Raw genomic sequence first — 26,924 nt, forward strand, 5'->3', positions numbered from 1 at the left:
ATGAAGGCCGCATGAAGTCTGATCCGTCATATTTCGACATCCGCATCGCCACCACCGAACGCGATCTGCTGGCGGCGCAACGGCTGCGCTATCGGGTGTTCATCGAGGAACTTGGCGGCACCGGACCGCTGGTGGACCACGACGCGCGACTGGAACGGGACGAGTTCGATCCGGTGGTGGATCATCTGTGCCTGGTGGACCGGCGCCGTTCGGCCGAGGAACTGGATCACGTCGTCGGCGTCTATCGCCTTCTGCCCGGTCAGCGGGCCAGGGAATTCGGCCGATTTTACTGCGATGCGGAATATGACCTGACGCCGTTGCGAAACTCGGGGCGTTCGGTGCTGGAACTTGGTCGGTCCTGTGTCGATCCGGCCTATCGCGGCGGATCCGGGATGTTCCTGCTGTGGAATGCACTGGCGGATTATGTGCTGGAACTGGGCATCGAGGTTCTGTTCGGCGTCGCCAGCTTTCACGGCACCGATATCCAGACGCTGGCGCCGTCGCTGAGCTGGCTGCATCACCATCATCTGGCACCTGCCGAATTGTGCCCGCGTGCGCGATCCGAAGGGTATCAGGACATGAACCTGATCCCCGCCGACCGGCTTGACCGCCGCGAGGCGCTGGTGGCGATGCCGGCCTTGATCAAGGCCTATCTTCGGCTTGGCGGGCTGGTGGGCGACGGTGCCTTCGTGGATCGCGATTTCAACACCACGGATGTCTTTTTGCTGATGGACACCAAGATGATGTCCGAGAAGCATCGCAAGTTCTATGAAAGCCGCTGGCAACCGCAATGACCCGCCAATCAGCCGAAACCTCGGGCGGCATCCGGATTGACCCGGGTCGAGGCGACGCAACCTGGCGGGCGGGCGTGCCGCCCGCGCTGCCACGTCCCAGCGGCGTCCGCGGCTGGTGGCGGGTCGTCCGACGCGGGGTGCCGGCGATCCTGGTGCTGCTGGCGGGGGTGATCCTGATCCTGCCGATGCGCGGGATCGAGCGTCTGGTCCACGGCGCGCGGCGACCCTGGACAGGGCCGCATGTCCGGGTGGCGTGCAGGCTGGTTTTAAGCTGCATTGGCATCGGCTGGCGGCGCAAGGGGCAGCCGATGCGCGGCCCCGGCGCGGTCGTGGCGAATCATTCAAGCTGGCTGGACATCCTGGCGATGAATGCGGCCATGCCGATCTTTTTCGTCAGCAAGGCCGAGGTTCGGGGCTGGCCCGGAATCAATATCCTGACGGCGGTCACGAACACGCATTTCGTGGTTCGCGACCCGAAACACGCTCGGGCGCAGGCACTGGAATTCGCGGCCCGGATCCGCGCGGGCCATCGCCTGCTGTTCTTCCCCGAGGGCACATCGACCGATGGCAGGCGTGTCCTGCCGTTCAAGCCGACGCTGTTTCAGGGGTTTCTGGACCCGGATCTGCCCGACGGGCTGGCGATCCAGCCGATGAGCGTGATCTATCACGCGCCGCCGGACGCGGATCCGCGGTTCTATGGCTGGTGGGCCGACATGGCACTGGCCGATCATCTGCTGGCCGTGTTGTCGGCACCCCGCCAGGGAAGCGTCGATGTCATTCTGCATGCGCCGATTCCCGTCGCCGACGAGACGCGCAAGACCCTTTCTCTGAAATGCGAAATCGCGGTTCGCCAAGGGCTTGAAGGGAACATTCGGGCCGTGGAAAAAAGCGATTGAAGCTTCGCAGATCCGACAATATCTGGTACAGTTTCCCGCCCTCGATACCAAGGAATGCCCCATGACCCGCTTTGCCGCCCCTATCGCCGAACAGATCTGGGACATGAAGTACCGGATGAAGGATGGCGCGGGACAGCCCGTCGATACCTCGATCGAGGACAGCTGGCGCCGTGTTGCGCGCGATCTTGCGCGGGTCGAGGCAGAGCCTGCGAAATGGGAAGACCGGTTCTATGCCGCGCTTGAGGATTTCAAGTTTCTGCCGGCCGGCCGCATCCTTGCGGGGGCCGGAACGGGCAGGGCGGTGACGCTGTTCAACTGCTTCGTCATGGGGACGATCCCCGACAGCATGGGCGGCATCTTCGACATGCTGAAGGAAGCCGCGCTGACCATGCAGCAGGGGGGCGGGATCGGCTATGACTTCAGCACCATCCGCCCGCGCGGCGCCGAGGTGAAGGGCGTCGCGGCGGACGCGTCCGGGCCGCTGAGCTTCATGGATGTCTGGGACGCGATGTGCCGCACGATCATGTCGGCCGGGTCGCGGCGTGGGGCGATGATGGCCACGATGCGCTGCGACCATCCCGATATCGAACAGTTCATCGAGGCCAAGCAGGACAGTGCGCGTCTGCGCATGTTCAACCTGTCGGTTCTGGTCACGGACGACTTCATGGAGGCGGTCAAGGCCGACGGTCCGTGGGAACTGACCTATGGCGACAAGGTCTATCGCACGGTTCAGGCGCGCGATCTGTGGAACCGGATCATGAAGGCAACCTATGATTACGCCGAGCCGGGCGTGATCTTCATTGACCGGATCAACAAGGCCAATAACCTGAACTACGCCGAGACGATTGCCGCGACCAATCCCTGCGGCGAACAGCCGCTGCCGCCCTATGGCGCCTGCCTGCTGGGTTCGGTCAACCTGGCGCGGCTGGTCACCGACCCGTTCACCGACGCGGCGAAGCTGGATGAAAAGGCGCTGGACGATCTGGTCCGCACCGCGATCCGGATGATGGACAACGTCGTCGACGCCTCGAAATTCCCGCTGCCCCAGCAAGAGGCCGAGGCGCAGGCCAAGCGCCGGATCGGCCTGGGCGTGACGGGCCTTGCCGATGCGCTGCTGATGCTGGGCCTGCGTTACGGCGCGCCAGATGCGGTGGAACAGACCCGCGCCTGGATGAAGGCCATCGCCAATTCCGCCTATCTGGCCAGCGTCGATCTGGCCAAGGAAAAGGGCGCCTTCCCGCTGTTCGATGCCAAGAAATACCTTGCCTCGGGTTTCATGTCGAAAATGGACGCCGAGGTGCGCGACGCGGTGGCAAAGCATGGTATCCGCAACGCGCTGCTGACCAGCATCGCGCCGACCGGCACGATCAGCCTCTATGCGGGCAACGTCTCTTCGGGGATCGAGCCGGTCTTTGCCTATGCCTACACGCGCAAGGTCTTGCAAAAGGACGGCTCGCGGACCGAGGAAGAGGTCGTCGATTACGCCGTCCAGATGTGGCGCGACCTGAAAGGTGATGCGCCGCTGCCGGACTATTTCGTCAATGCGCAGACCCTGGCGCCCAAGGACCACGTGGCCATGCAGGCGGCGGCGCAGGACTGGGTGGACAGTTCGATCAGCAAGACGATCAATTGCCCCGAAGATATCAGCTTCGAGGATTTCAAGGACGTGTATCTGTCGGCCTGGGATCTGGGCTGCAAGGGCTGCACCACCTACCGTCCCAACGAGGTCACGGGCAGCGTCCTGTCGGTCAGCGAAAAAACCGAAAGCACCCCCGAGGCCGACAAGGGTGCCGACGTGGTCTATCTGACCGAGCCCCTGGACCGGCCCGCCGCGCTGGAAGGCACGACCTACAAGCTGAAATGGCCGGGCAGCGAACACGCGATCTATATCACCGTCAACGATATCGTGCAGGGAGGGCATCGCCGTCCGTTCGAGGTTTTCATCAACTCGAAGAACATGGAACACTATGCCTGGACGGTCGCATTGACGCGGATGATCTCGGCCGTGTTCCGGCGCGGCGGCGATGTATCCTTCGTGGTCGAGGAGCTGAAGGCTGTCTTCGATCCGCGCGGCGGCGCCTGGATGCAGGGCCGCTATGTGCCCTCGATCCTGGCGGCGATCGGCGGTGTGATCGAACGCCACATGATCTCGATCGGCTTCCTGGAAGGCGAAGGGATGGGGCTGAAAACCGACCCGAAGGCCGAGGCGGTCGCCGTGGGCGAAGCGCCGCGCGGTCCCGCCTGTCCGTCATGCGGGCAATATGGAATGCGCATGGTCGAAGGCTGCATGACCTGTCCAAGCTGCGGTCACTCAAAATGCGGTTAGTGGTTTAGTCCCGACATTATTCTGCATTTTGCATTTTTCCGCCCAGTTGCATGTCTTCATGACACCAAGTTGGGCGGAAAACTTCTTTGCCTGACATGACTTGCCGAGGCCCATACACCAATCCGAAAACGTAGCCAGAGCGATGCGGCGCAAACGCCGGCGCTTGTTCATATGTGCAGTGAAATAATGCCAGCGACAGTGTTTTTATCACTTCGCTGCCCTGCGGCATTCTCGGGAAGCAGGCCGATTTGACAATTTTCGAAGTTCCTCGGTGCTCTTTGTAAAGAATAGGTAAAATTTTCGGAATTCCATCGGATGCGGAAGGCAGGAATTTCCTGCGTTTGCAAAGCAAGGTGATTCGCAAAACCGCGAGTCGAAACATCGGGTCATTATGAGCGTTATGTTCGCATTTCCTGTAATTGCAGGTTCTAAAATGATGGATGATTCGCGTTCCACGCGATGATCAAATTGATCTTATTCGGTTCAGTTGGCGCGGCTGTGCCTAGGTTTTCTGCGGGATGGTAAAAAACCGCCGATCCCGCCTATTAGCATGGACCCATCCTTGCACCGCGTTCATGGCCTAAAATATGGTCGCGCTAACCTCTCGGCGCATTCTCCGTTAGTACCATGTTAAGTTGTTTATGCCTTCTTGGCCGCGTCGGAAACGAAATCGACTGACCGACACCGGGCACCGTGCCCGGGTCGCGGGAAATCTATTGGGAAGGTCTTCGGGAAATGGCTAGGACTCCGGTTTCGGCGGGCGATCTGTCGACGGGCGTGAACTATGAAACAGGCCTGCAGGGCGCGGTATATACAGGCGACGACTTTGACAGCCTGTTCGACGCACTCGACAGGATGCAGCGCGACCCGGACGCGACCTTTGTATCGGACGCGTTCGATTATTCTGCTTCATACGGCGCGCTGCGCGACTTTCTTGGCGAGGACGCGGAAACGCTGAGCGATCCGGCGACCCGCGCCATTTCGGACCAGTATGCGCTGCATTTTTCGGGACAGATCTATCTCGAGGCCGGGCGGCACAGTTTCTACAACATGACCGATGACGGGTTTCGCCTGACCATTGGTGACGAGTTGGTCGCGCAATATTCCGATCCGCGCGCAAGCGGTCTGACCGAGGGTCAGGTGACGGTCAGCGAAGCCGGGTGGTACACGATCAATGTCGATTACTTCGAACAGTGGGGCGCATCCGAACTGCGCATCGGGCATCGGCTGAACGGTGGTCCGCTGGAATATCTTGGCGGCGACAGGTTGAGATATGCGGCCGAGACCACCGATATACCTGAGAATACTGCACCAGAATCTCGCGATGATCCGAGGCAGCTTGCTGAGGATGGACGACTTACGCTGGATCCGCTGGCGAACGACACGGACGCAGACGGAGACAGCCTGACCCTCGGCGCCGTCGGCGATCCCGATCACGGCACGGTCACGCGCAACGCCGACGGGACATTGACCTATGTTCCAGAGGCCGATTTTCATGGCCGCGACAGCTTTACCTATACGATTTCCGACGGGCGCGGCGGCGAAGATACGGCCCGCGTGGTCATCGACGTATCGCCGGTGAACGATGTGCCCGAGGCTGCCGGCGACGGCGGTTTCTCGGTCGCGGCCGGCCAGACCCTCATGCTGGACATCGCCGAACTTCTGTCGAATGACCGCGATTCCGACGGCGATTCGTTGTCGATCGTGGGACTGAGCGATGTCAGGAACGGGACCGCCGATATTGTTGGCGACCAGATCCGGTTCATCGGCAACGGCGCGGGCGACGCCAGCTTCCGTTATGTCGTGGGCGACGGGAACGGCGGGCGCGATACGGCCACCGTGTCTATTGCTGTCACCGGTGGTGCGACCGGCACCCCTGAGGAGAACCGGGCACCGGACGCGCGAAATGACATTCGCCGGATCGACGAGGACGGACAGCTGACGCTGAATCCTCTTGAAAACGATATCGATCCCGATGGCGATCCGTTGACGATGTATCGTCTCGATCAGCCCGAGCACGGGACGGTCGTCAGAAATCCGAACGGCACAGTGACCTATGTTCCCGATGACAATTTCAATGGTCGGGACAGCTTCGTGTATTTCGTGAACGACGGCAACGGTCACATCAACGCGGCTCGGGTCGTGGTCAATGTAACTTCCGTCAACGATGTACCCCAGGCGTCAGACGACGACGGCTATGAGGTCGAGGCCGGACAGGTTCTGACCATCGACATCGCCGATCTGCTGCAGAACGACAGTGATGCGGACGGTGACGAGCTGTCGATTATCCGCCTTGACGACGTGACCAACGGCACCGCCGAGATCGTCGGCGACCAGATCCGGTTTGTCGGAAACGGCGAAGGTGACGGCAGCTTCAGCTATCTTGTGGGTGACGGAAATGGCGGGCGCGACGAAGCGCGCGTTCTGGTCGATGTCAGCGGATCGGACGATCACGGCGGTTCAGACGGCAGCGACAGCGGATCGGGCGATCACGGCGGCTCGGACGGCGGCGACAGTGGCTCGGGCGATCATGGCGGCTCGGACGGTGGCGACAGTGGTTCGGGCGATCATGGCGGCTCGGATGGTGGCGACAGCGGATCAGGTGGGCATCACCACGGCGGCTCGTTCGAGCCGATCGATCCGCCGCAGACCCCGGCCGAGATCGCGGCCTTCGTCAACATGGTCATGAACATGCCCGAAGACACGATGGAGGGGCATCCGGCCGGGATGGCCAACCACATGGCGACGCTGAATCTGGTCGATCGCAGCGACTCCACTCATGTGGCGATCGGTCATGGCGACTGGAACGACCCGTCCACCTGGCACAACGGCGAAGTTCCCGGCGAGGGTGCGCGCGTGCTGATCCCCGAGGGCATCTCGGTCGGCTACAGCCAGCAGAACGACGCCTCGATCTTTACCGTTCGCGTCGATGGCGAACTGCATTTCGCGACCGATCAGGACAGCAGGCTTCTGGTCGATACGCTGGTGGTCTCGCCGTCGGGACGTCTGGAAATCGGCACGGCCCATGATCCGATCGAGGCGGGAACCTCGGTCGATATCGTCTTTGCCGACAATGGCAATATCGACGTGGGTTGGGATCCGGCGCTGCTGTCGCGCGGCATGGTCGCCTTCGGCGAGGTGGACATTGCCGGGCAAGAGAAAGGCTCGCATCTGAAGGTGCAGGTCGATGCGATGGCCGGCGACACGACGCTGACCCTGGCCGAGGCTCCGACAGGCTGGCAGGTCGGAGACAAGCTTGTCCTGACCGGCACCTATCAGCAGGGCTTCTACTGGAACAACGACATCCAGGCGACGGATTTCGCGGAAAGCCAGGACGAGGAACTCGTCATCACGGCGATCAGCGGCAATACCATCACGCTGGACCGGCCGCTGACCTTCGATCACGACACGCCGCGTGACGACCTCAAGGCCTATGTGGCCAACATGACCCGCAACGTGACCTTCTCCAGCGAAGGGGGCGAGGATCTGCCCGCCCATCAGCGCGGCCATGTCATGTTCATGCACAACGACAACATCGACGTGCGCTATGCGGGCTTCAACGATCTGGGACGTACCGACAAATCCGAATTTGCCGGACCGGCAAGCGCGTTCGGTGGCGTCGGCAACCTGTCGCCCGACACGAATGTCGAGGCGCGCTATTCCTTCCACATCCACGAAGCCGGCGTCGCCGATATCGAAAACCCGGCCAGCGTGGTGGGCAACGTCGTGGACGGCTCGCCGGGATGGGGTTTCGTGCAGCATTCCTCGAACGCCGACCTGACCAACAACGTCGCCTATGACGTCTGGGGGGCATCCTTTGTCGCCGAGGACGGCAACGAGACCGGCACCTGGTATCGCAATATCGCCATCAAGGGCGAGGGCTGGGCCGCCGGCGACATCGCCGTGAAGCACAGCGAGGTCGATGGCAATGACGGGCGGACAGGCGACGGTTTCTGGTTCGCAGGCCGATTGGTCGAAGTGGTCGAAAACGTGGCGGCAAACACCACCCATGGGTTCGTCTGGCTTCACCGGGGTGAACGCGACAGCATCGATCCCGACACGATGCATCAGTCCGAACTGGGCTATGGCCGGGACATGCTGGAAACCGACAAGGCGCCAATCCAGGGCTTCCGCGACAACGAGGCGTTCGGCACCAATACCGGGCTGATCGTCGTCAAGCAGAACCCCGATCAGGCCCATGACGTGCGCAGTGTCTTCGACGGTTTCCTGAACTGGGAAACACGCGAGGGCGTCGCCGTCAGCTATACAGGCCACTATACCTATCTGGATTTCGATCTGGTGGGCCAGCGTCCCGAACCCGGCGAGGTGACCGATCGCGCCTATCAGGGCGTCAATCTGGGTGGCAACGCCTTCGACATGGTGTTCAACAACATTCGGATCGACGGCTTCGAGCACGCCTTCAATCTGACCGATAATGCCAATGTCGATACCGGTTCCGGCCAAGGCCTGGAAAATGTCGTCATCGACGGAGAGTTCCTGAACATCTCCAACTCGGATATCCGGCAAAACTATCCGGGGCAATTGCAGGTACTGGGTGGCGGTGACCTCACGCCCGGCCGGCTTGAATTCCGCCTGACCGCTGACCGGATCGTGTCTGATCGCGAGCACATGTTCTTCGATGGCATCAAGACGGATTCCATCGGCGATATCGAACGCAACTTCGATCTTGAGCAGCAGGGGATCTGGGGCGTCGATCAGTTTCTCAATGCAAACGGGTATTGGGAATTGCCGGATGGGACACCGGTCGCGCTGGTCGAGGACTACATCTCTGACAGGGCCACGGGTGAGATGGTCAAGCAGATGCTGGTCTTCGAACTGGACTACTCTGCCGCGATGCTGGAAAGAAGCTATTCGCTCAACGGTGTCGTCGATCTTGGCGGTCGGGGGGCGATCGCCCGCGACGACCGCGTCAGCACCTCGGTCAATCAGGATCTGATCATCGATCTGGTGGCGAACGACAGCGATCCCGATGGTGGGCGTGTCTATGTCGATGGCCTGATCGACTCGCGGAACGGCACCGTTTACATGCAGGATGACGGCACCGTGCTGTATCGGCCGAACGAAGGTTTCGTCGGGGAAGATCGCTTCACCTACTGGGCTGCCGATGAAGAGGGCAACTTCACCAGGGGCGAGGCATTCGTCACCGTGACGCCTGGCAGCGGAATGATGCACGACGCGATGCAGGCGGACATGTTCGACATGTGATCGCATCCGTCAATCACCACTTTGCCCCGGCGAGAAAACGCCGGGGCAGGGCGATCCCGTCCCGGGACGGGCGGACAGAAGAAAATACCAGACAGCGATTGCAGAAACGACGGGAGTTGTTCCGTTGCCGTGCAAGCCGCGGTGTTCATGGATCCAGGGGCCTGACCCGGTCGTCCGGCGCGCGGCTCGGCGCAGCGCGCCGCATCAACCGGAACTTCCATCCTACCGAAATGGCCGCCCCCCAGCAGGATCGAAACAGTGGCGCCGATCTTGCGGGGCATGCCGAACCTGGCGATCACATGCGGTTGGGGGGTCGTGACGTGAACACGCGCCCTCGGATCAACGGTCACCGACTTTCATCACGCTGCGGTTTCCACCGCCGATACATTCGCGCGACGGGCCATTGGCGAGGGCTTGCCCCAGAACGAAAAAGAACCCCCGGCGCCAGGCCGGGGGTTCTGCATCTTGGTCCGGTCGCGGTTCAGGCCGCCGCGAGGTTGCGCAGCACGTAGTGCAGGACGCCGCCGTTCTTCAGATACTCGATCTCGACCTCGGTATCGACGCGCGCCTTCAGCTTGATCTCCTTGGTCGTGCCATCGGCATAGGTGATCTTGCACGGCACCAGCGACAATGGCTTGAAGTCGCCATCCAGCCCCTCGATCGAGATGCTTTCGTCGCCGGTCAGCTTCAGCGTCTTGCGGCTGTCGCCGTCGGTGAACTCGAACGGAATGACGCCCATGCCGACCAGGTTCGACCGGTGGATGCGTTCGAACGATTCCGCGATCACGGCCTTGACGCCCAGAAGATTGGTGCCCTTGGCCGCCCAGTCGCGTGACGAGCCGGCACCGTATTCGACGCCGCCGACGATCACCAGCGGCGTGCCCTGATCGGCGTAGTCCATCGCCGCGTCATAGATCGCTTCCTGCTTGCCGTCCGGTCCCTTGGTGAAACCGCCCTCGACGCCGTCCAGCATCTCGTTCTTGATGCGGATATTGGCGAAGGTGCCGCGCATCATCACCTCGTGGTTGCCGCGCCGCGAACCATAGCTGTTGAACTCGCGCGGCGGCACCTGACGTTCGGTCAGATAGCGTCCGGCCGGGGTAGCTTCCTTGAACGACCCGGCGGGCGAGATGTGGTCGGTGGTGATCATGTCGCCCAGCAATGCCAGAACCCGGGCGCCCTCGATATTGTGAATGCTGCCCGGCTCCTTGGACATCCCCTGGAAATAGGGCGGGTTCTGGATATAGGTCGAGGTCGCCGGCCAGTCATAGGTTTCGCTGTCGGTCACATCGACGCCCTGCCAGCGTTCGTCGCCCTTGAAGACATCGCCGTATTTGTCGATGAACATCTCGCGCGTGACGACGCTGGCCACCAGGTCCGCGACCTCCTTGGTGCTGGGCCACAGATCCTTCAGATAGACCGGGTTGCCGTCCTTGTCGGTCCCCAGCGGGTCACGCGTCAGGTCGATATTCATGTCGCCGGCCAGCGCGTAGGCCACGACCAGCGGCGGCGAGGCCAGATAGTTGGCGCGCACGTCGGGCGAGATGCGTCCCTCGAAGTTGCGGTTGCCCGACAGCACCGACACGGCGATCAGGTCGTTCTCGTTGATCGACTTGGAAATCGCGGGCTCCAGCGGACCGGAATTGCCGATGCAGGTGGTGCAGCCATAGCCCACAAGGTTGAAGCCGATCGCGTCCAGATCGTCCTGAAGACCGGCGGCCTCCAGGTATTCGCTGACGACCTGCGATCCCGGAGCCAGCGAGGTCTTGACCCAGGGCTTGCGGTTCAGCCCCAGTTCGCGTGCCTTGCGGGCCACCAGACCGGCGGCGATCAGCACCGACGGGTTCGAGGTGTTGGTGCACGAGGTGATCGAGGCGATCACGATGCTGCCGTCATGCAGCGTGTAATCCTCGCCCTCGACCGTGCCTTCCGAAAAGCCCTTGTGACGGCCCCCCGGAACATAGCCGGGATCGCGCGTGCCACCTTCCTCGCGCCAGTCGGTTTCGGCGTCGTCCGTGGCATCGGGGAAACGCACGCCGCGAACCATCTTCAGGAACGCGTCGGCGGATTGATCCAGTGGCGTGTGGTCCTGCGGGCGCTTGGGGCCGGAAATCGCAGGCACCACATCGGCCAGATCCAGATGCAGGGTCGAGGAATAGACCGGCTCATAGCCTTCGTGGCGCCAGAAGCCGTTCTCTTTCGCATAGGCCTCGACCAACGCGATGCGGTCCTTGTCACGGCCGGTCTGTTCCAGATATTGCAGCGTGATCTGATCGATCGGGAAGAAGCCGCAGGTGGCGCCGTATTCCGGGGCCATGTTGCCAATCGTGGCGCGGTCGGCCAGCGGCATGTTGTCCAGACCGTCGCCGTAGAACTCGACGAATTTGCCCACGACACCATGCGCCCGCAGCATCTGCGTGACCTTCAGCACCAGGTCGGTCGCGGTGACGCCTTCCATCATGGCGCCGGTGATCTTGAAGCCGACCACTTCCGGGATCAGCATCGAGATCGGCTGACCCAGCATCGCGGCCTCGGCCTCGATCCCGCCGACGCCCCAGCCCAGAACGGCAAGGCCGTTGACCATGGTGGTGTGGCTGTCGGTGCCCACCAGCGTGTCGGGATAGGCGACTTCGTTGCCGTTCTGATCGGTGTCGGTCCAGACGGTCTGGGCCAGGTATTCAAGGTTCACCTGATGGCAGATGCCGGTTCCGGGCGGCACCACGCGGAAATTCTGGAACGCCTTCTGACCCCATTTCAGGAACTGATAGCGTTCGATATTGCGTTCGTATTCGCGTTCCACGTTGAACTGGAAGGCGCGCGGTGTGCCGAATTCGTCGATCATCACGCTGTGGTCGATGACCAGATCGACCGGGTTCAGCGGGTTGATCTTCTGCGGATCACCGCCCAGGGCCTTGATGCCGTCGCGCATCGCGGCAAGATCGACGACCGCCGGCACGCCGGTGAAGTCCTGCATCAGGACGCGCGCCGGACGATAGGCGATCTCGCGCGGGTTCTTGCCGCCCTTGTCGGCCCATTCCGCAAACGCCTTGATGTCGTCGGTGCTGACGGTCTTGCCGCCATCTTCAAAGCGCAGCATGTTTTCCAGCACGACCTTCAGCGCGGCCGGCAGCTTTGAAAAATCGCCCAGACCCGCGTCGGACGCGGCGGCGATAGAGAAATAATCGACCTTTTGATCGCCCACGCTCAGCGTGCGGCGCGTCTTGGCGGTGTCGGTTCCGGTCTGGATCGGCATCAGGGCCTCCCTGTCTGCAAGATGGATGGGTCGGGCATGCGTTCCCCTGATTTGCCCCATGCGGCAATGCAGCGCAAGGGCAGTCAGGATAAATTGTATGCCGTTGCATACCATAAGTGCCGCTGTTGCTCAAGAGGCACTGGTCGCAATTCACGAGATGGCTAACAAAGCCTTGATTTGTTCACGCCCCATGGCAGCCGCTATGCAGATAACAGCCAAGGGGAAATCATGGACAGTTGCATGCGGACAGGGTCGGCGGACCGGATCACGGGCGTTTCGGTGATGCGCGGCATTCCTGCTGCGTTGGCGCTGCTTGCCTGCCTGATGTCGGCGCCGGTTCTGGCGCAGGCGCCTGGCGCCGATGTCGATGTCGGGATATCGGCAGCGGGCGGCTCGGCGGCGACCTCCGAAAGCGACGCACCGGCCGAGGGCGCTGCGGGTGCGGCACCCGCCGAGCTGGCCGACGACGCCCCCGTGATCCCCGCACCCGACGATGCGGGCCGGGCGGCGCCGGGCGTGATGGGCTTTGCGGCGTCGGAATCGGGGGGCTTCAACAGTTTTGCGGCCCCGGATGCGCCGCCGCTGGACAGTTTCACCCCGCCGACATTGCCCGTGGTGGTCGAACTGTTCACGTCTCAGGGGTGTTCATCCTGTCCGACCGCCGATGCGATGCTGGCCGCTCTGGCGGGCAAGCCCGGCGTTCTGCCGCTGTCGTTCCACGTCGATTACTGGGACTATCTTGGCTGGGCCGACAGTTTCGCGCGGCCCGAATTCACTGCCCGTCAGGAAGGCTATGCCCGCGCCTCGGGCGAAAGGTCGCTTTATACGCCGCAGCTGATCATCGACGGTCAGGATACCGCGGTCGCGCCGGGTCCGGCGCAGCTGATGGCGCTGATCGACGCCAACCGGCTGTCGCCCGCCATGCTCAGCGTCCAGCGCGACACCACCGCCGAGGGCGAGGCGATCGAGCTGATGCCGCTGTCGGATCTTGGCGGTCGGGTCGAGATCCTGTTGGTCCGCTATGCGCCGCGCCGCGACGTCAAGGTGACGGCGGGCGAGAATCGCGGTCGGACGGTCAGCTATGTGAATGTGGTGCTGGCCCTGGACGAACTGGCGAAATGGGACGGCACCGCGCCGCTGCGCCTGACGGTGCGCCCGGACGGCGAGCCGGATGAGGATTTTCCCGCCGATGCGCGCCACGCGCTGCTGATCCAGAAGGAACTGACGGGCGATGACCTGCCGGGACCGATCCTGGCTGCGATCCGGCTGGACTGACGCGCTGCGCTGACGCCGGGCACGGCAAACACATCTTGCAGATCCTGCAAATTCACGCCATCACCGGCGGATGAGCGAATGGGTCATCCAGATCGCGGGCACGCCCGAAGGCGCGCGGGTGGCCTCGGCGCTTGCGGTCATGGCGGCATTCCTGCACGCGCTGTTCGGCGCCCTGCAGAAGGGGCGGCACGACCCGTGGCTCAGCCGCGCCGCGATCGATCTCAGCTATGGTGTGATGGCATTGCCGGTGGCGCTGTTCGTCGTGCCATGGCCTTCGGCCGCGCTGTGGCCGGTGCTGTTGGGGGCGATGGTTATTCATATCGCCTACAAGATCGCGCAGGCGATGACCTATACGCGCGGGGCCTATACGGTGGTCTATCCCGTCGTGCGCGGCAGCGCGCCGCTTTTCGCGGTGATCGCGGCCGGGGTGGTGTTTCACGAACATTTCAACCTGATCCAGTGGGGCGGCGTGCTGCTGCTGACCGGCGGCATCTTCGGTCTGGCGGCGTGGAACCGTGCCCATCTGAGGGTGGGCCGCGAAACGCTGGGACCGGCCCTTGCCTGGGCGGTCGTGACCGGCGGTTTCGTCGCGCTTTACACGACCTATGACGCCTGGGGAATCCGGCTGGCGGCCGATCCCTTCACCTTCCTGGCCTGGTTCTTCGTGCTGGATTCGCTGTTCATGCCGATCTGGAACCTGCGCCGCCTCGCGCGGCTGCGCGGCGCCGAAATCGCCCCGCTGGCCACGCGCGGGATCCTTGGCGCGCTGGTCGCGTTCGCCAGTTTCGGCGCGATCATGCTTGCGACCCGCATCGACGATGTCGGGCGCGCCGCGGTCCTGCGCGAGACATCGACCGTGTTCGCGGCCCTTGTCGGCTGGCTGATCCTGGGCGAAAAGGTGGGGCCGGTGCGGGCCGCGCTGATGGCGCTGATCGCGGCCGGCGCGGTGGTGGTAGAGTTCGCCGCCTGACAAGGCAGGAGTAGCGACGCGATGAAGGAACCGAAACCCTGGGTCAAACCGGTGCTGGAACTGGGGCCCGTGCTGATCTTCTTCCTGGTCTTCATCCTCAAGCGGGGTGAGACGACCGTGATCGCAGGCCAGGAATACAGCGCGTTTATCCTGGCGACGCTGGTCTTCATCCCGGCGCTGGCGCTGGCCACGCTGATCCAGTGGCGGCTGACCGGCAAGCTGGCGCCCATGCAGATCGCGACGCTGGTGCTGGTGATCGTTTTCGGCGGGCTGTCGGTCTGGCTGAACGATCCGCGCTTCTTCAAGATGAAGCCGACGATGATCTATCTGCTGTTCGCGGCGATTCTTGGCTACAGCCTGCTTGCGCGCAAGAACTGGCTGCAGGCGGTGCTGTCCGAGGCGCTGCCGATGGACGCGATTGGCTGGCGCAAGCTGACCCTGCGGATGGCTTTGCTGTTCCTGGCACTGGCCGTGGCGAACGAGGTCGTCTGGCGCACGATGTCCGAAACCACATGGGTCTATTTCAAGACCTTCGGCCTGCCGCTGATCCTGTTCGTGTTCCTGATGGGCAATGCCGGGCTGTATCGGGCCCATGCGATCCAGACAGATGCAGATGAAGGAAACCCGGACAACGGCCGGAAATGACCCGCTAGCCGCGCGCCAGTCCGAACTGGGCGGGCCCGGCCAGCAGGCGTGACCAGCGCGGTTCGATCCGGCCGGGCAGGCGGGCGTGCAGCATGCCGATCGGCAGCGCCCATGGCCGGCACAGCGCGGTGCGATAGAAATCGAACAGGCCGCGGCGCAGATAGGGCGTCCAGTGCGACAGGCGCAGCGGCCGCCGTTCGGTCGGGAACCCCAGAGATTCCAGCGCGGCCAGCGTCTCGCCGTGATCGATCTGCACGTCGATCCAGTTGCGCGACGGCGTGTCCAGCCCGAACCCCAGCGCCTGACGCCGGCCCCGGGACAGCCATTGTTCCAGAGCGAAATCGAAGATGTCGTTCTCGCGCGAGGTGACATTGATGATCTCGGCGTCCTGCCCGGCCCGGCTGTCCAGCGCGTCGGCGGCGGCGCAACGGAATTCGGCGCCGGTCAGCAGGATCACCCGGCCGATGCTGCCGGGATCGGCATGGTGCAGCGATTGCAACGCCACGCGTGCGCCCAGGGAATGTCCGATCACCGCGACGGGTCGTCCGGCCCGTTCGGCCAGTTGCGACACGATCCGGGCCAGCGATGCACCGGCTTCGCCCGCACGGCGATAGGCGCCGCCCAGGCTGCCCCGCGCCTCCCATCCGAAGGCCAGTGCCAGCCCTTCGTCCCGTGCACCGGTGCCGAATCCCAGCGCACGCGGCCAGGAATGGGCGCGCCGACAGCTGTGATCGGGGTCCAGCGACAGGATATGGCGATGCGGGTCATGTGCCGGGCTGGAGGGCGAGTAACGGTACCCGTGCACCATCACGACGATCGGTGCCCCTTCCTGCAGCGTCTCGGCGGTCTGCCACAACCGCCGCGGCGCGTCGTGTTGTGCGTTGACCTTGACGACCGGCATTCCGACCTCCTGAACAACCACCGTTACGCGACGTGGTAGGTGGATGTTGCGACAACGGCGTGAAAGAAGCGTTAAGCTAGCGTGAAGGCTGGGGCCGCTGAGGGGTTATTTCATAAATCTGTTTCAAAACAGGATTTTGAAGACGTTATGTAATGAATGGTGTGTCGCTTTCACGACGGCTGTTGCGCGGTCGCGGCCTGTCTTCCGTCGGTGTCGCGCAACAAGGCCCGGGTCGATCGACCCGAAGCGTCGCGGTCTTGCGGCCCCGATGACCGACACGGCACTCGGGCGCCGATTCGACACGTGATTTCTTTTGGGCATTGAAACTTGCCCTCATCCACCTCTATGTTGCGGTTATGCGTCATGCGCCCTCAACTTCGGGTTGCGACGCCAACAGTTTCGCAGCGCGGCACCTCTGGTCCCGGCCGACAGCCAGGCGACATGTGTCTCGCGGAAAACTCAGCCTCTGTGCAGCGACCTATCGCGACCGGGGCGATGTAGGACAGCGGTCCGGCCAGCCCTGCGGCTGACGGGCCATCACAAGGAACAGACGCGATGAAGCGCGCGACGGTCGGAGTAGAGCACGGAGGGCGGGCCGCAGGCCAAGCCGGACCCGTGACCACCGCCATCGCCGCCATCGCGCCCACATCATCAAGCAGCCATCTTTCGTCGGTGCCATTGGCGCCGCCGGACGCATGCCTGCGCGAAAGACATAAAAATGGCAAAGAAAATGCTGATCGACGCCACCCACGCCGAGGAAACTCGGGTGGTCGTGGTCGATGGAACGAAAGTTGAGGAATTTGACTTCGAGACTCTGAACAAGCGTCAGATCTCGGGCAATATCTATCTGGCAAAGGTTACGCGGGTCGAACCCTCGCTGCAGGCGGCCTTCGTGGATTACGGCGGAAATCGTCACGGTTTCCTGGCCTTCGCGGAAATCCACCCCGATTATTACCAGATCCCCGCAGCCGACCGCGAGGCGCTGCTGGCCGAGGAACGCGCCCATGCCGAGGCCCAGGAGGCCGAGGAAAACAGTGGCCGCGGCCGTCGCAGATCCGCGCCCAGGGCCGAAAAGTCAGAGACCGGCGATGAAACCGTCTCGGCCGAGGCCGCGCCGCAGGATGGCGATGCCGATGGCGATACCGGTTCCGACGCACAGGGCGACGCCGCCTCCAAGGACGACAACATCGAGTCGGTCGCCGACGAGGATGTGTCCGAAGAAATCCGTCCGTCCAGAAAGCCGCGCGCCCGCCGCTACAAGATCCAGGAGGTCGTCAAGGTCCGCCAGATCATGCTGGTGCAGGTCGTCAAGGAAGAACGCGGCAACAAGGGCGCGGCGCTGACCACCTATCTGTCGCTGGCCGGACGCTACTGCGTTCTGATGCCCAACACCGCGCGTGGCGGCGGCATCAGCCGCAAGATCACCAATGCCGCGGACCGCAAGAAGCTGAAGGACATCGCGGGCGAATTGTCGGTGCCGAAGGGCGCCGGGCTGATCATCCGCACCGCCGGCAGCCAGCGCACCCGGACCGAGATCAAGCGCGACTACGAATATCTTTTGCGCCTGTGGGAACAGATCCGCGACCTGACCTTCAAATCGGTCGCACCTGCGCCGATCTACGAGGAAGGCGACCTGATCAAGCGCAATATCCGCGACCTCTATTCGAAGGATATCGACGAGGTGCTGGTCGAGGGTGATCGCGGCTATCGCGTCGCCAAGGACTTCATGAAGATGATCATGCCGTCCCACGCCAGGAACGTGAAGAACTACGCCGATCCGATGCCGCTGTTCGCGCGCTATCAGGTCGAAAGCTATCTCTCGGGCATGTTCAACCCGACCGTGCAGCTGAAATCGGGCGGTTATATCGTCATCGGCGTGACTGAGGCGCTGGTGGCCATCGACGTGAACTCGGGCCGGGCCACCAAGGAAGGCTCGATCGAGGAAACGGCGCTGAAGACCAATCTGGAAGCCGCCGACGAGGTGGCGCGCCAGCTGCGTCTGCGCGACCTTGCCGGTCTGATCGTGATCGACTTCATCGACATGGAAGAGCGCAAGAACAACGCCGCCGTCGAAAAGCGCATGAAGGACCGGCTGAAATCCGACCGCGCACGCATTCAGGTGGGGCGCATCTCGGGCTTCGGACTGATGGAGATGTCGCGCCAGCGGCTTCGTCCTGGCATGCTGGAAAGCACGACACAGCCCTGCGCGCATTGCCACGGCACCGGGCTGATCCGGTCCGATGACAGCCTCGCACTGACGATCCTGCGCGCAGTCGAGGAAGAGGGAACGCGCAAGCGGTCGCGCGAGGTGCTGGTCCGCGCGCCGGTGGCTGTCGCGAACTTCCTCATCAATTCCAAGCGCGAACATATCGCCGGGATCGAGCTGCGTTACGGCATGTCGGTTCGGATCGAGGGTGATCCCGCGCTGATCTCGCCCGATTACACGATCGAGAAATTCAAGACCGCGACCCGCACGGTTCCCGATGCGGCCCACCCGGTCCTGTCCGTCGATGCCGAACTGATGGCGCAGATCGATGATGAGGATGTGGGCGATCAGGACGACGACAGCGACGCCGCTGCGCCGTCCGAGGAGGCCACCCCGGATGCCGCAACAAGCAAGCCGGCGGAAGCTGACGCCAGCCCGTCCAACGGGGATGACGACGACGCTGGCCGCGGCCGCCGCCGTCGCCGCCGCCGGCGCAGGAAATCGGGCGACCGCGGCGAGGATCAGAACGGTGACGACACCGCAGCCGCGTCTGACCAAAGTGATGGCGGCGAGGATGAGGCGGAACAGGCCGCGTCGGGGGATACGTCCGATGCCTCGACCGACGCCGACGAAAAACAGCCCGAATCCGGCCGCAAACCCCGTTCGCGCACGCGCAGCCGTCGCCGCGACAGCCGTCAGGACACGGATCGCGACACCGCCGCAGGCGCCTTGCCGGACGCGGTCGATCTTGACGACAAGGGCGAGGAAACCCGCGCCGACACGCTGCCCGGCGTGAATGCGGGCTATCCGAAGGCGGCTTCCACGGCCAGCGACGCCACGCCGCAGGCCGGCGCCGACGTGGCTGCGGAGGTGCGCCAACCCGTCGCGGCCCAGTCTGATGACGCGGCGCACGAACCCGCCCCGCAAGCCGATATGCAGGACGCCGCCGCGGATGCGGTCGCGGCCGAGGACGTCGCGGCGCAAGAGGCGGTCGAACGTGACGAACCCGCGGCCGCCGAACCGGCACCGCAACTCGCCGACGCCGCGGCGCCCGTGACCGATGACCGCGCCGACGAGGACGGCGATCAGGGCCGTGCGCCCGAAATGGCCGAGGCCGAGGCTGCGCCCGAAGCGCAGCCCGAGGATGATCGTCCCAAGCGCCGCGGCTGGTGGTCGCTGGGTCGCTGAACGGCTTTGGCGCCGGGGCGCGCGCAGGCATTGGCGCGCGCCCCGGCGCCCCCCACGCAACCGTGACGATTTGTCCCTAGGCGCGACGCGCCAAGTGGTTATTGTCGCGCCATGCTTGGAATCGAACTTGCCAGTGCCGCCTTCCTGCCCGCCGCTTTCGTGGCGCTGCTGGCAGGTCTGCTGTCTTTCCTGTCGCCCTGCGTGCTACCCATCGTGCCGCCCTATCTGGCCTATATGACCGGGGTCGGCGTCAACGGGCTGAAGACCGGCGAACGCAGCGCGGTCCTGCCGGCGCTGTTCTTCGTGATGGGCCTGTCCACGGTCTTCCTGGTGATGGGTTTCGCCGCCTCGGCCTTCGGGCGCGCCTTCCTGCAATATCAGGACATGCTGGCCAAACTGGCGGGGATCGTGGTGATCGTGATGGGGCTGCATTTCCTGCATGTCATCCGCATCCCCTTCCTGGACCAAGAGGCGCGGATCGACGCCGGTCAACAGGGCGGCGGGGCGCTGGGGGCCTATGTGCTGGGGCTGGCCTTCGCCTTCGGCTGGACGCCATGTATCGGCCCGCAGCTTGGCATGATCCTGTCGCTTGCGGCGACCGGAGGCGAATTGTCGCGCGGCACGGCGCTGCTGGCGGTCTATGCGCTAGGGCTGGGCATCCCGTTCCTGCTGGCGGCGATCTTCATCCGCCGTGCCATCGGTCTGATGAACCGGCTGAAACCCTATCTGAAGACGATCGAAAAGATCATGGGTGCATTGCTGGTCGTGGTCGGGTTGATGCTGCTGTTCGGGGCATTCTCGGCGTTTTCCTATTGGCTGCTTGAAACCTTTCCGGCGCTGGCCGAACTGGGCTGATCGCAGGTCTGCGCGGCGATCCCTGGAAAGCCAGGGGTTTCACCCCGCCGCACCCCCGTTGGGTATTTCCGCAAAGAAGAATCCGTTCGGTGGTCGCGTGCCGACGGTTTTGCGGTCTGCCCCGCAATCGGGAGTGGCGCGACAGATGAAATCACGCTATCCTTGCCGACAGATCCGGAAAAACCGGACGATGCAGAGGCAGTGACGGCGGTATTCCCATGACCGAGATGGTCTTTGGTGCCACGCCCGCAAGGGCGGGCGACCCTATTCTTCCACGCTGGTGGCGCACGCTGGACAAGTGGTCACTTGCCTGCGTCCTGGGGCTGTTCACGATCGGCTTGTTGCTGGGTCTGGCGGCGTCGGTGCCGCTGGCCGAAAAGAACAATCTGCCGCGCTTCTACTATGTTCAGCGCCAGGCGTTCTTCGGCGGCGTCGCGCTGTGCGTGATGCTGGTCATCTCGATGATGTCGCCGCGACAGATCCGTAGGCTGGGTGTCCTTGGCTTTCTGGCGGCCTTTGCATTGATCCTTGCGCTGCCGGTGATCGGCACGGATTTCGGCAAGGGTGCGACGCGCTGGCTGTCCCTGGGCTTCGTGTCGGTCCAGCCTTCGGAATTCCTGAAGCCGGGCTTCGTGGCGCTTTGCGCGTGGTTCATGGCCGCCAGCCAGGAGGTCGGCGGCCCGCCGGGCAAGTTCTATTCCTTCGTCACTGCCGGGGCGATCGTGGTGCTGCTGGCACTGCAGCCCGATTTCGGCCAGGCCTCGCTGGTGCTGTTCTCGTGGCTGGTGATGTATTTCGTGGCCGGTGCGCCGCTGATCCTGCTGATGGCGGTCGCGGGCATGGCGGTCGCGGGCGGCGTCTTCGCCTATGGCGCGTCCGAACATTTCGCCCGCCGGATCAATGGGTTTCTCAATCCCGAAATCGATCCGCGCACGCAGATCGGCTATGCCACCAATGCCATTCAGGAGGGCGGCTTCTTCGGCGTGGGCGTGGGCGAGGGGACGGTGAAATGGTCCTTGCCGGACGCGCATACCGATTTCATCATCGCCGTCGCGGCGGAAGAATACGGCACCATCATGGTGCTGGCGATCATCGCGCTGTACTGCACCATCGTCGTGCGGTCGCTGCTGCGCCTGCTGAAGGAACGTGACCCGTTCACCCGCATCGCCGGAACCGGTCTGGCCTGCGCCTTCGGCGTGCAGGCGCTGATCAACATGGGCGTCGCGGTGCGGCTGCTGCCCGCCAAGGGCATGACGCTGCCCTTCGTCAGCTATGGCGGTTCGTCGGTGATCGCCTCGGGGATCGCGCTGGGGATGCTGCTGGCGCTGACCCGGACGCGGCCACAGGGCGAGATGGCCGAAATCCTGCGGCGGGCACGATGATGGCTGCAAGGCTGGCCCTGATCGCTGCCGGTGGCACCGGCGGACACATGTTTCCCGCGCAATCGCTGGCGGAGCTGCTGCTGGCCGAAGGCTGGCGGGTCAAGCTGTCGACCGACGATCGCGGCGCGCGCTATGCGGGCGGCTTTCCCGATGCGGTCGAACGTGTCGTCGTCCCCTCGGCCACGACCGCCCGCGGCGGCGTCATCGGCAAGCTGACCGCACCGCTGAAGATCGCCGCGGGGGTGATGGCGGCACGCGCCGATTTCCGCCGCGACCGGCCCTCGGTCGTGGTGGGGTTCGGCGGCTATCCGACCATTCCGGCGCTGTCGGCGGCATTCACGATGCGCTTGCCGCGGCTTGTCCACGAACAGAACGGCGTCATGGGGCGGGTCAACCGGATCTTCGCGGCGCGGGTGAACCGCGTGGCCTGCGGCACCTGGCCGACCGATCTGCCCGCAGGCGTCAGAGGCGTCCATACCGGCAACCCGGTCCGCGCCGCCGTGCTGGACCGCGCCGCCGCGGCCTATGCCGCGCCGGGGCAGGGCGCGCTGCATCTGCTGGTGATCGGCGGCAGCCAGGGCGCGCGCGTCCTGTCGGACGTGGTGCCCACAGCGATCGCCGCCTTGCCCGATGATCTGCGCACGCGACTGCGCGTCAGCCATCAGGCGCGGGCCGAAGATGCCGACCGCGTCACCGATGCCTATGCCCGGTCCGGTGTCAGCGCCGATGTCCAGCCCTTCTTCACCGATGTGCCGCAACGGCTTGCCCAGGCGCAGCTTGTCGTCAGCCGCTCGGGCGCGTCCTCGATCGCGGATATCACCGTGATCGGCCGCCCGGCGATCCTGATCCCCTATGCCGCGGCCACCGGCGATCACCAGACCGCCAATGCGCAGGCGCTTGCCCAGTCCGGCGCCGCGCTGGTCCGGCCGGAATCCGGGCTTGACGCAGACAGCCTGACGCGCGACATCCTCGCGATCCTCACAGACCCTGCGCGCGCGTCCGGCATGGCCGCGGCCGCCCTGGAACTGGGCCGCCCCGATGCGGCCCGCCGCCTTTACGATCTGATCACGGAGATAGTGCCATGAACGCCGCCACCAAACTGCCCGGAGAGCTTGGCCCGATCCATTTCACCGGCATCGGCGGCATCGGCATGTCGGGCATCGCCGAGGTGCTGCTGACCTTGGGCTACCAGGTCCAGGGCAGCGACCTGAAACGCTCGAAGATCACCGACCGGCTGGAAACCCTGGGCGCGACCGTGTTCGAGGGGCAGCGCGCCGAGAATATCGGCGAGGCTGGCGTGGTGGTCATCTCGACCGCCATCAAGAAGGGCAATCCCGAACTGGAAGAGGCGCGCCGCCGCGGCCTTCCGGTCGTCCGCCGGGCCGAGATGCTGGCCGAGCTGATGCGCATGAAATCCAATATCTGCGTCGCCGGCACCCACGGCAAGACGACGACCACCACCATGGTCGCCACGCTTCTGGACGCCGGCAACCTGGACGCCACCGTCATCAATGGCGGCGTCATCCACGCCTATGGTAGCAACGCGCGCGCGGGCGAGGGCGAATGGATGGTGGTCGAGGCCGACGAAAGCGACGGCAGCTTCAACCGCCTGCCGACCGACATCGCCATCATCACCAATATCGACCCCGAACACATGGAACACTGGGGCGATTTCGACGCGCTGCGGCAGGGTTTCTACGATTTCGCAAGCTCGATCCCCTTCTACGGCCTCGCCGTCTGCTGCACCGACCACCCCGAGGTGCAGTCGCTGGTCGGCCGGCTGACCGAACGCCGCGTCGTGACCTTCGGCTTCAACGCCCAGGCCGATATCCGCGCCATGAATCTGCGCTATGAAAAGGGCATCGCCCATTTCGACATCGCGCTGCAGGGCGAACGCGCCAAGGACAGCGCGCAGGTCGAGATAATCGAGGGATGCACCCTGCCGATGCCCGGCGATCATAACGTCTCGAACTGCCTTGCCGCCGTCGCCGTCGCCCGCCATCTGGGCATGAAGAAGGCCGAGATCCGCGAGGCGCTGGCCAAGTTCGGCGGCGTCGGGCGCCGCTTCACCCGCGTGGGCGAGGTCGATGGCGTCACCATCATCGACGATTACGGCCATCACCCGGTGGAAATCGCCGCCGTGCTCAAGGCCGCGCGCCAGGCGACCGAGGGCAGGGTGATCGCCGTCCACCAGCCGCACCGCTATTCGCGCCTGTCCAGCCTGTTCGACGATTTCTGCACCTGCTTCAACGAGGCGGACGTGGTCGCCATCGCCGATGTCTATGCGGCGGGCGAGGATCCGATCCCCGGCGCCTCGCGCGACGATCTGGTGGCCGGGCTGATCGCCCATGGCCACCGCCACGCCCGCGCGATCCTCAGCGAAGACGACCTGGAACGGCTGGTCCGCGAACAGGCGCGGCCCGGCGACATGGTGGTGTGCCTGGGCGCCGGCACCATCTCGGCCTGGGCCAACGCGCTGCCCGCGCGGCTGCAAGGCAAGGCCGCGTGACCGGGCTGCATCTTGCCACCTTTGCCGTCGCGGCGGTCTGGCTGCTGCTGGCCTGCCTGCTGCCGTGGCTGCGCGCCCATCATCGCCCGCGCGCCTTCTGGGCGCTGGTCGGCACGGGCGTGCCGGTGCTGGGCTGGCTGACCCTGAACTGGGGGCCGATCCTGGGCGTCGCGGGCTTTGCGCTTGGCCTTGCCGCGCTGTTCTGGCCACCCCGCCGCCATCCCCGCGACCCGATGCTGCCGCCGCTGGACTGAAACGGTTCTCTGGGGCCTGCGTTCAGAATGTCGGGTAATAGCGTCCGTTTCTGGTGGTAAGCACCTGTCGCTTGACCATTTCCTCAAGCACCGCTTCGAAATCCGTAAACCATTCTTTCTTGTCGCCGCGCCACGCATCAGGCTTGATGGCGCGCGATTTGCCCAGTGGATAGACATAGCTGCAGTCCGGCGTATTGCTGATCGCATTGGCCAGCCCGTCCTTGGTCGGAAAACGATGCGCGACCGCGCGGTCCAAGTCCTTTTCCCTGTAGGCATCATGGTTCACGATTTCCGGGCTTAGCACCGCTTGCCGGATGCAGAGAACCTCGTAGATGCAGACTTCGCGTGGATCCCGAAGCTTCTCATATGCGCCAAGGATAGTCTTCAGAAAGTTGGAATAGAACCCCGCTCCGGCCAACGCACCCAACCCGAGAAGATGTCCCAGTTGGGGATCGGTCGCGATCGCCAGCTTCAGGCTACTGGCAACGGCGACCAGCGGCGCGATGCTTCCTTTCAGAGTGGGTTTTATCTTCAAGATGCGGCCTCGTCCGAGGCGCATTTCCAAACGCTCGGCATGGCGTGGATCTTCGGATTTTCGATCCAGTTCAAAAAAGTGATACTCGGGATTGTCGTCGATCAACACCGCACGCAGATTTGCCTGCAGCAATCGCATGTCGCGCTGAATATGACCATCATCAGGGTAACCTGCGCTGACGAAACGCAAGAAATCCTGATCCGCGTCTGCGAAGGCAGTCTCGATCTCAGTCCGGATATCGCCTTCGTAGGTCCAACCCTCCTTCTCGATCAAAACTCGCGCCTGCTGCGGCGACAATGTTTCGTCTTCATGATCGAACGGCCCCATGTCCACGTCCTTCCCATGCTTATCGTCTGCTCGTGAGAAACTCCCCGCGTCTAGACAATGAACTGTGCTGTTTGGAAATCAACGCCTAAAGGACCCTCTTGCGTATCTCGCGCGCGGGAATGGAAATTTGATCTGCGCGGAAGCTCTCTCCAGTCCCTAACGATTCCTTAACGCCGGGCTCGCAAGCTGTGTACGCCCTGTGCACGGGCTGTGCCGCCCCGGTGCACGGCCTGTGCGGCCGAAATCCCTGCATTTGCTGGCCCTGCCGCCATCGGGGCGCGCGTCGCGGTATCACGCAACGCACGGCCTGTTGCGCGGCCCGTGCAACAGTCGCGATGTTGACGCCTCGCGCGGCTCTGGCTACCAGCATCGGATGACCTTCGATCTTCCCACCCCCCGCGGCATGCTGACCCCGAACCGGCCCCTCGACAGCCTGACCTGGCTGCGCGTCGGAGGCCCCGCCGACTGGCTGTTCCAGCCCGCCGATCCGCAGGATCTGGCCGAATTCCTGGCCGCGCTGGACCCCGCCGTGCCGGTCTTTCCCATGGGCGTCGGCAGCAACCTGATCGTCCGTGACGGCGGCATCCGCGGTGTGGTGGTCCGTCTGGGGCGCGGCTTCAACGGCATTGAAATCGCTGACGAAACCGTGACAGCCGGGGCAGCGGCGCTGGATGCCCATGTCGCCCGCCGCGCCGCCGATGCGGGGCTGGACCTGACCTTCCTGCGCACCATTCCCGGCAGTATCGGCGGTGCCGTGCGGATGAATGCGGGCTGCTATGGCAGCTATGTCGCCGATCATCTGACCCTGGCCCGCGCCGTCACCCGCGGCGGTCGCCAGATCACCCTGACACCGCAGGATCTGAACTTCGCCTATCGTCACGCGGACCTGCCGCCGGGCGCGATCATCACCGAAGCGGTGTTCCGCGCCGCATCGGGCGACCCTGACGCGCTGCACGACAGGATGGCGCGGCAACTGGCCAGGCGCGACGAGACCCAGCCGACCAAGGACCGCAGCGCCGGCTCGACCTTCCGCAACCCGGCAGGCTTCAGCTCGACCGGCCGCGACGACGACAGCCACGACCTGAAGGCTTGGACGCTGATCGACCGCGCGGGCCTGCGCGGTCACAGCTGGGGCGGCGCGCAGATGTCTGAAAAACATCCGAATTTCCTGCTGAACACGGGTGGCGCGACCGCCGCTGAGCTGGAGGCATTGGGCGAGCTGGTGCGCCGGCGCGTGCTGGAGGACAGCGGTCACGACCTGCGATGGGAGGTCATCCGCATCGGCGACCCGCTGCCAGACGGCGACGACCCGCGCTAGGGCCAACATTCTGCGCGGAAACGCAAAAATGTCCTTTTGCGATTTCCGCTTTGCGGCTATCCTG

At 64.1% G+C, this 26,924-nt stretch carries 18 protein-coding genes; 14 read left to right on the forward strand and 4 right to left on the reverse strand.

Annotation, left to right across the window (positions count from 1 at the left end):
- Positions 1 to 11 precede the first annotated feature (11 nt).
- From J7359_RS03065 to J7359_RS03075, 3 genes are all read left to right on the forward strand, one after another.
- A complete protein-coding gene (locus tag J7359_RS03065) occupies positions 12 to 794 on the forward strand; it encodes a GNAT family N-acyltransferase (RefSeq protein ID WP_209055071.1) in 783 nt (260 codons plus the stop codon).
- A complete protein-coding gene (locus J7359_RS03070) occupies positions 791 to 1,690 on the forward strand; it encodes a lysophospholipid acyltransferase family protein (RefSeq protein WP_209055072.1) in 900 nt (299 codons plus the stop codon). The genes J7359_RS03065 and J7359_RS03070 overlap by 4 nt, the downstream gene beginning before the upstream one ends.
- Before the next feature lie 61 nt (positions 1,691 to 1,751).
- Positions 1,752 to 4,016, forward strand: coding sequence for an adenosylcobalamin-dependent ribonucleoside-diphosphate reductase (locus J7359_RS03075; RefSeq protein WP_209055073.1), 2,265 nt, complete (start codon positions 1,752 to 1,754; stop codon positions 4,014 to 4,016).
- 16 nt (positions 4,017 to 4,032) lie between these two features.
- Here the strand turns inward: J7359_RS03075 and J7359_RS03080 are convergent, their stop codons facing one another.
- Positions 4,033 to 4,398 (reverse strand): hypothetical protein, encoded by a 366-nt coding sequence (locus J7359_RS03080; protein WP_209055074.1) that lies wholly within the window; start codon positions 4,396 to 4,398, stop codon positions 4,033 to 4,035.
- A 353-nt stretch (positions 4,399 to 4,751) separates the two neighbouring features.
- On the opposite strand from J7359_RS03080, the gene J7359_RS03085 reads away from it, so the two are divergent.
- Positions 4,752 to 9,242, forward strand: coding sequence for a tandem-95 repeat protein (locus J7359_RS03085; RefSeq protein ID WP_209055075.1), 4,491 nt, complete (start codon positions 4,752 to 4,754; stop codon positions 9,240 to 9,242).
- A gap of 481 nt (positions 9,243 to 9,723) precedes the next feature.
- Here the strand turns inward: J7359_RS03085 and acnA are convergent, their stop codons facing one another.
- Positions 9,724 to 12,495 carry an aconitate hydratase AcnA gene (acnA, locus tag J7359_RS03090; protein ID WP_209055076.1) on the reverse strand — a complete coding sequence of 924 codons (2,772 nt, stop codon included), beginning with the start codon at positions 12,493 to 12,495 and terminating at the stop codon, positions 9,724 to 9,726.
- 228 nt (positions 12,496 to 12,723) lie between these two features.
- On the opposite strand from acnA, the gene J7359_RS03095 reads away from it, so the two are divergent.
- The 3 genes from J7359_RS03095 (at position 12,724) to J7359_RS03105 (ending at position 15,385) form a co-directional block, all read left to right on the forward strand.
- Positions 12,724 to 13,770, forward strand: coding sequence for a DUF1223 domain-containing protein (locus J7359_RS03095; RefSeq protein ID WP_247740151.1), 1,047 nt, complete (start codon positions 12,724 to 12,726; stop codon positions 13,768 to 13,770).
- A gap of 70 nt (positions 13,771 to 13,840) precedes the next feature.
- Positions 13,841 to 14,740 carry a DMT family transporter gene (locus J7359_RS03100; protein WP_209055077.1) on the forward strand — a complete coding sequence of 300 codons (900 nt, stop codon included), beginning with the start codon at positions 13,841 to 13,843 and terminating at the stop codon, positions 14,738 to 14,740.
- Positions 14,741 to 14,761: 21 nt separating this feature from the next.
- Entirely contained in the window at positions 14,762 to 15,385 is a 624-nt protein-coding gene (locus J7359_RS03105; protein ID WP_209055078.1) for an inner membrane-spanning protein YciB, read from the forward strand.
- 4 nt (positions 15,386 to 15,389) lie between these two features.
- On the opposite strand, the gene J7359_RS03110 is transcribed toward J7359_RS03105, so the two are convergent.
- Positions 15,390 to 16,286, reverse strand: coding sequence for a DUF726 domain-containing protein (locus J7359_RS03110; protein WP_209055079.1), 897 nt, complete (start codon positions 16,284 to 16,286; stop codon positions 15,390 to 15,392).
- A gap of 718 nt (positions 16,287 to 17,004) precedes the next feature.
- Between J7359_RS03110 and J7359_RS03115 the strand changes: the two genes are divergently transcribed.
- From J7359_RS03115 to J7359_RS03140, 6 genes are all read left to right on the forward strand, one after another.
- The gene (locus J7359_RS03115) at positions 17,005 to 19,680 is read left to right on the forward strand and encodes a ribonuclease E/G (RefSeq protein ID WP_209055080.1); all 2,676 of its coding nucleotides are present in this window, start codon (positions 17,005 to 17,007) and stop codon (positions 19,678 to 19,680) included.
- A gap of 111 nt (positions 19,681 to 19,791) precedes the next feature.
- On the forward strand, positions 19,792 to 20,535 hold the full coding sequence (locus J7359_RS03120; protein WP_209055081.1) for a cytochrome c biogenesis protein CcdA: 744 nt from the start codon (positions 19,792 to 19,794) through the stop codon (positions 20,533 to 20,535).
- 218 nt (positions 20,536 to 20,753) lie between these two features.
- A complete protein-coding gene (ftsW, locus tag J7359_RS03125; RefSeq protein WP_209055082.1) occupies positions 20,754 to 21,917 on the forward strand; it encodes a putative lipid II flippase FtsW in 1,164 nt (387 codons plus the stop codon).
- Entirely contained in the window at positions 21,917 to 23,002 is a 1,086-nt protein-coding gene (locus J7359_RS03130) for a UDP-N-acetylglucosamine--N-acetylmuramyl-(pentapeptide) pyrophosphoryl-undecaprenol N-acetylglucosamine transferase (RefSeq protein WP_209055083.1), read from the forward strand. Before ftsW ends, J7359_RS03130 begins: the two co-directional genes overlap by 1 nt.
- On the forward strand, positions 22,999 to 24,426 hold the full coding sequence (gene murC / locus J7359_RS03135) for a UDP-N-acetylmuramate--L-alanine ligase (RefSeq protein WP_209055084.1): 1,428 nt from the start codon (positions 22,999 to 23,001) through the stop codon (positions 24,424 to 24,426). The genes J7359_RS03130 and murC overlap by 4 nt, the downstream gene beginning before the upstream one ends.
- Complete coding sequence (locus J7359_RS03140) at positions 24,423 to 24,680, forward strand: DUF2484 family protein (RefSeq protein ID WP_209055085.1); 258 nt, start codon at positions 24,423 to 24,425, stop codon at positions 24,678 to 24,680. The genes murC and J7359_RS03140 overlap by 4 nt, the downstream gene beginning before the upstream one ends.
- Positions 24,681 to 24,702: 22 nt before the next feature.
- On the opposite strand, the gene J7359_RS03145 is transcribed toward J7359_RS03140, so the two are convergent.
- Positions 24,703 to 25,542, reverse strand: a complete 840-nt coding sequence (locus tag J7359_RS03145) for a hypothetical protein (protein ID WP_209055086.1) — start codon at positions 25,540 to 25,542, stop codon at positions 24,703 to 24,705.
- A 373-nt stretch (positions 25,543 to 25,915) separates the two neighbouring features.
- On the opposite strand from J7359_RS03145, the gene murB reads away from it, so the two are divergent.
- Positions 25,916 to 26,860, forward strand: coding sequence for a UDP-N-acetylmuramate dehydrogenase (gene murB, locus J7359_RS03150; protein WP_209055087.1), 945 nt, complete (start codon positions 25,916 to 25,918; stop codon positions 26,858 to 26,860).
- Positions 26,861 to 26,924 lie beyond the last annotated feature (64 nt).

Origin of the sequence: Paracoccus sp. R12_2 (assembly GCF_017744015.1) — a bacterium.
Taxonomy (GTDB): domain Bacteria; phylum Pseudomonadota; class Alphaproteobacteria; order Rhodobacterales; family Rhodobacteraceae; genus Paracoccus.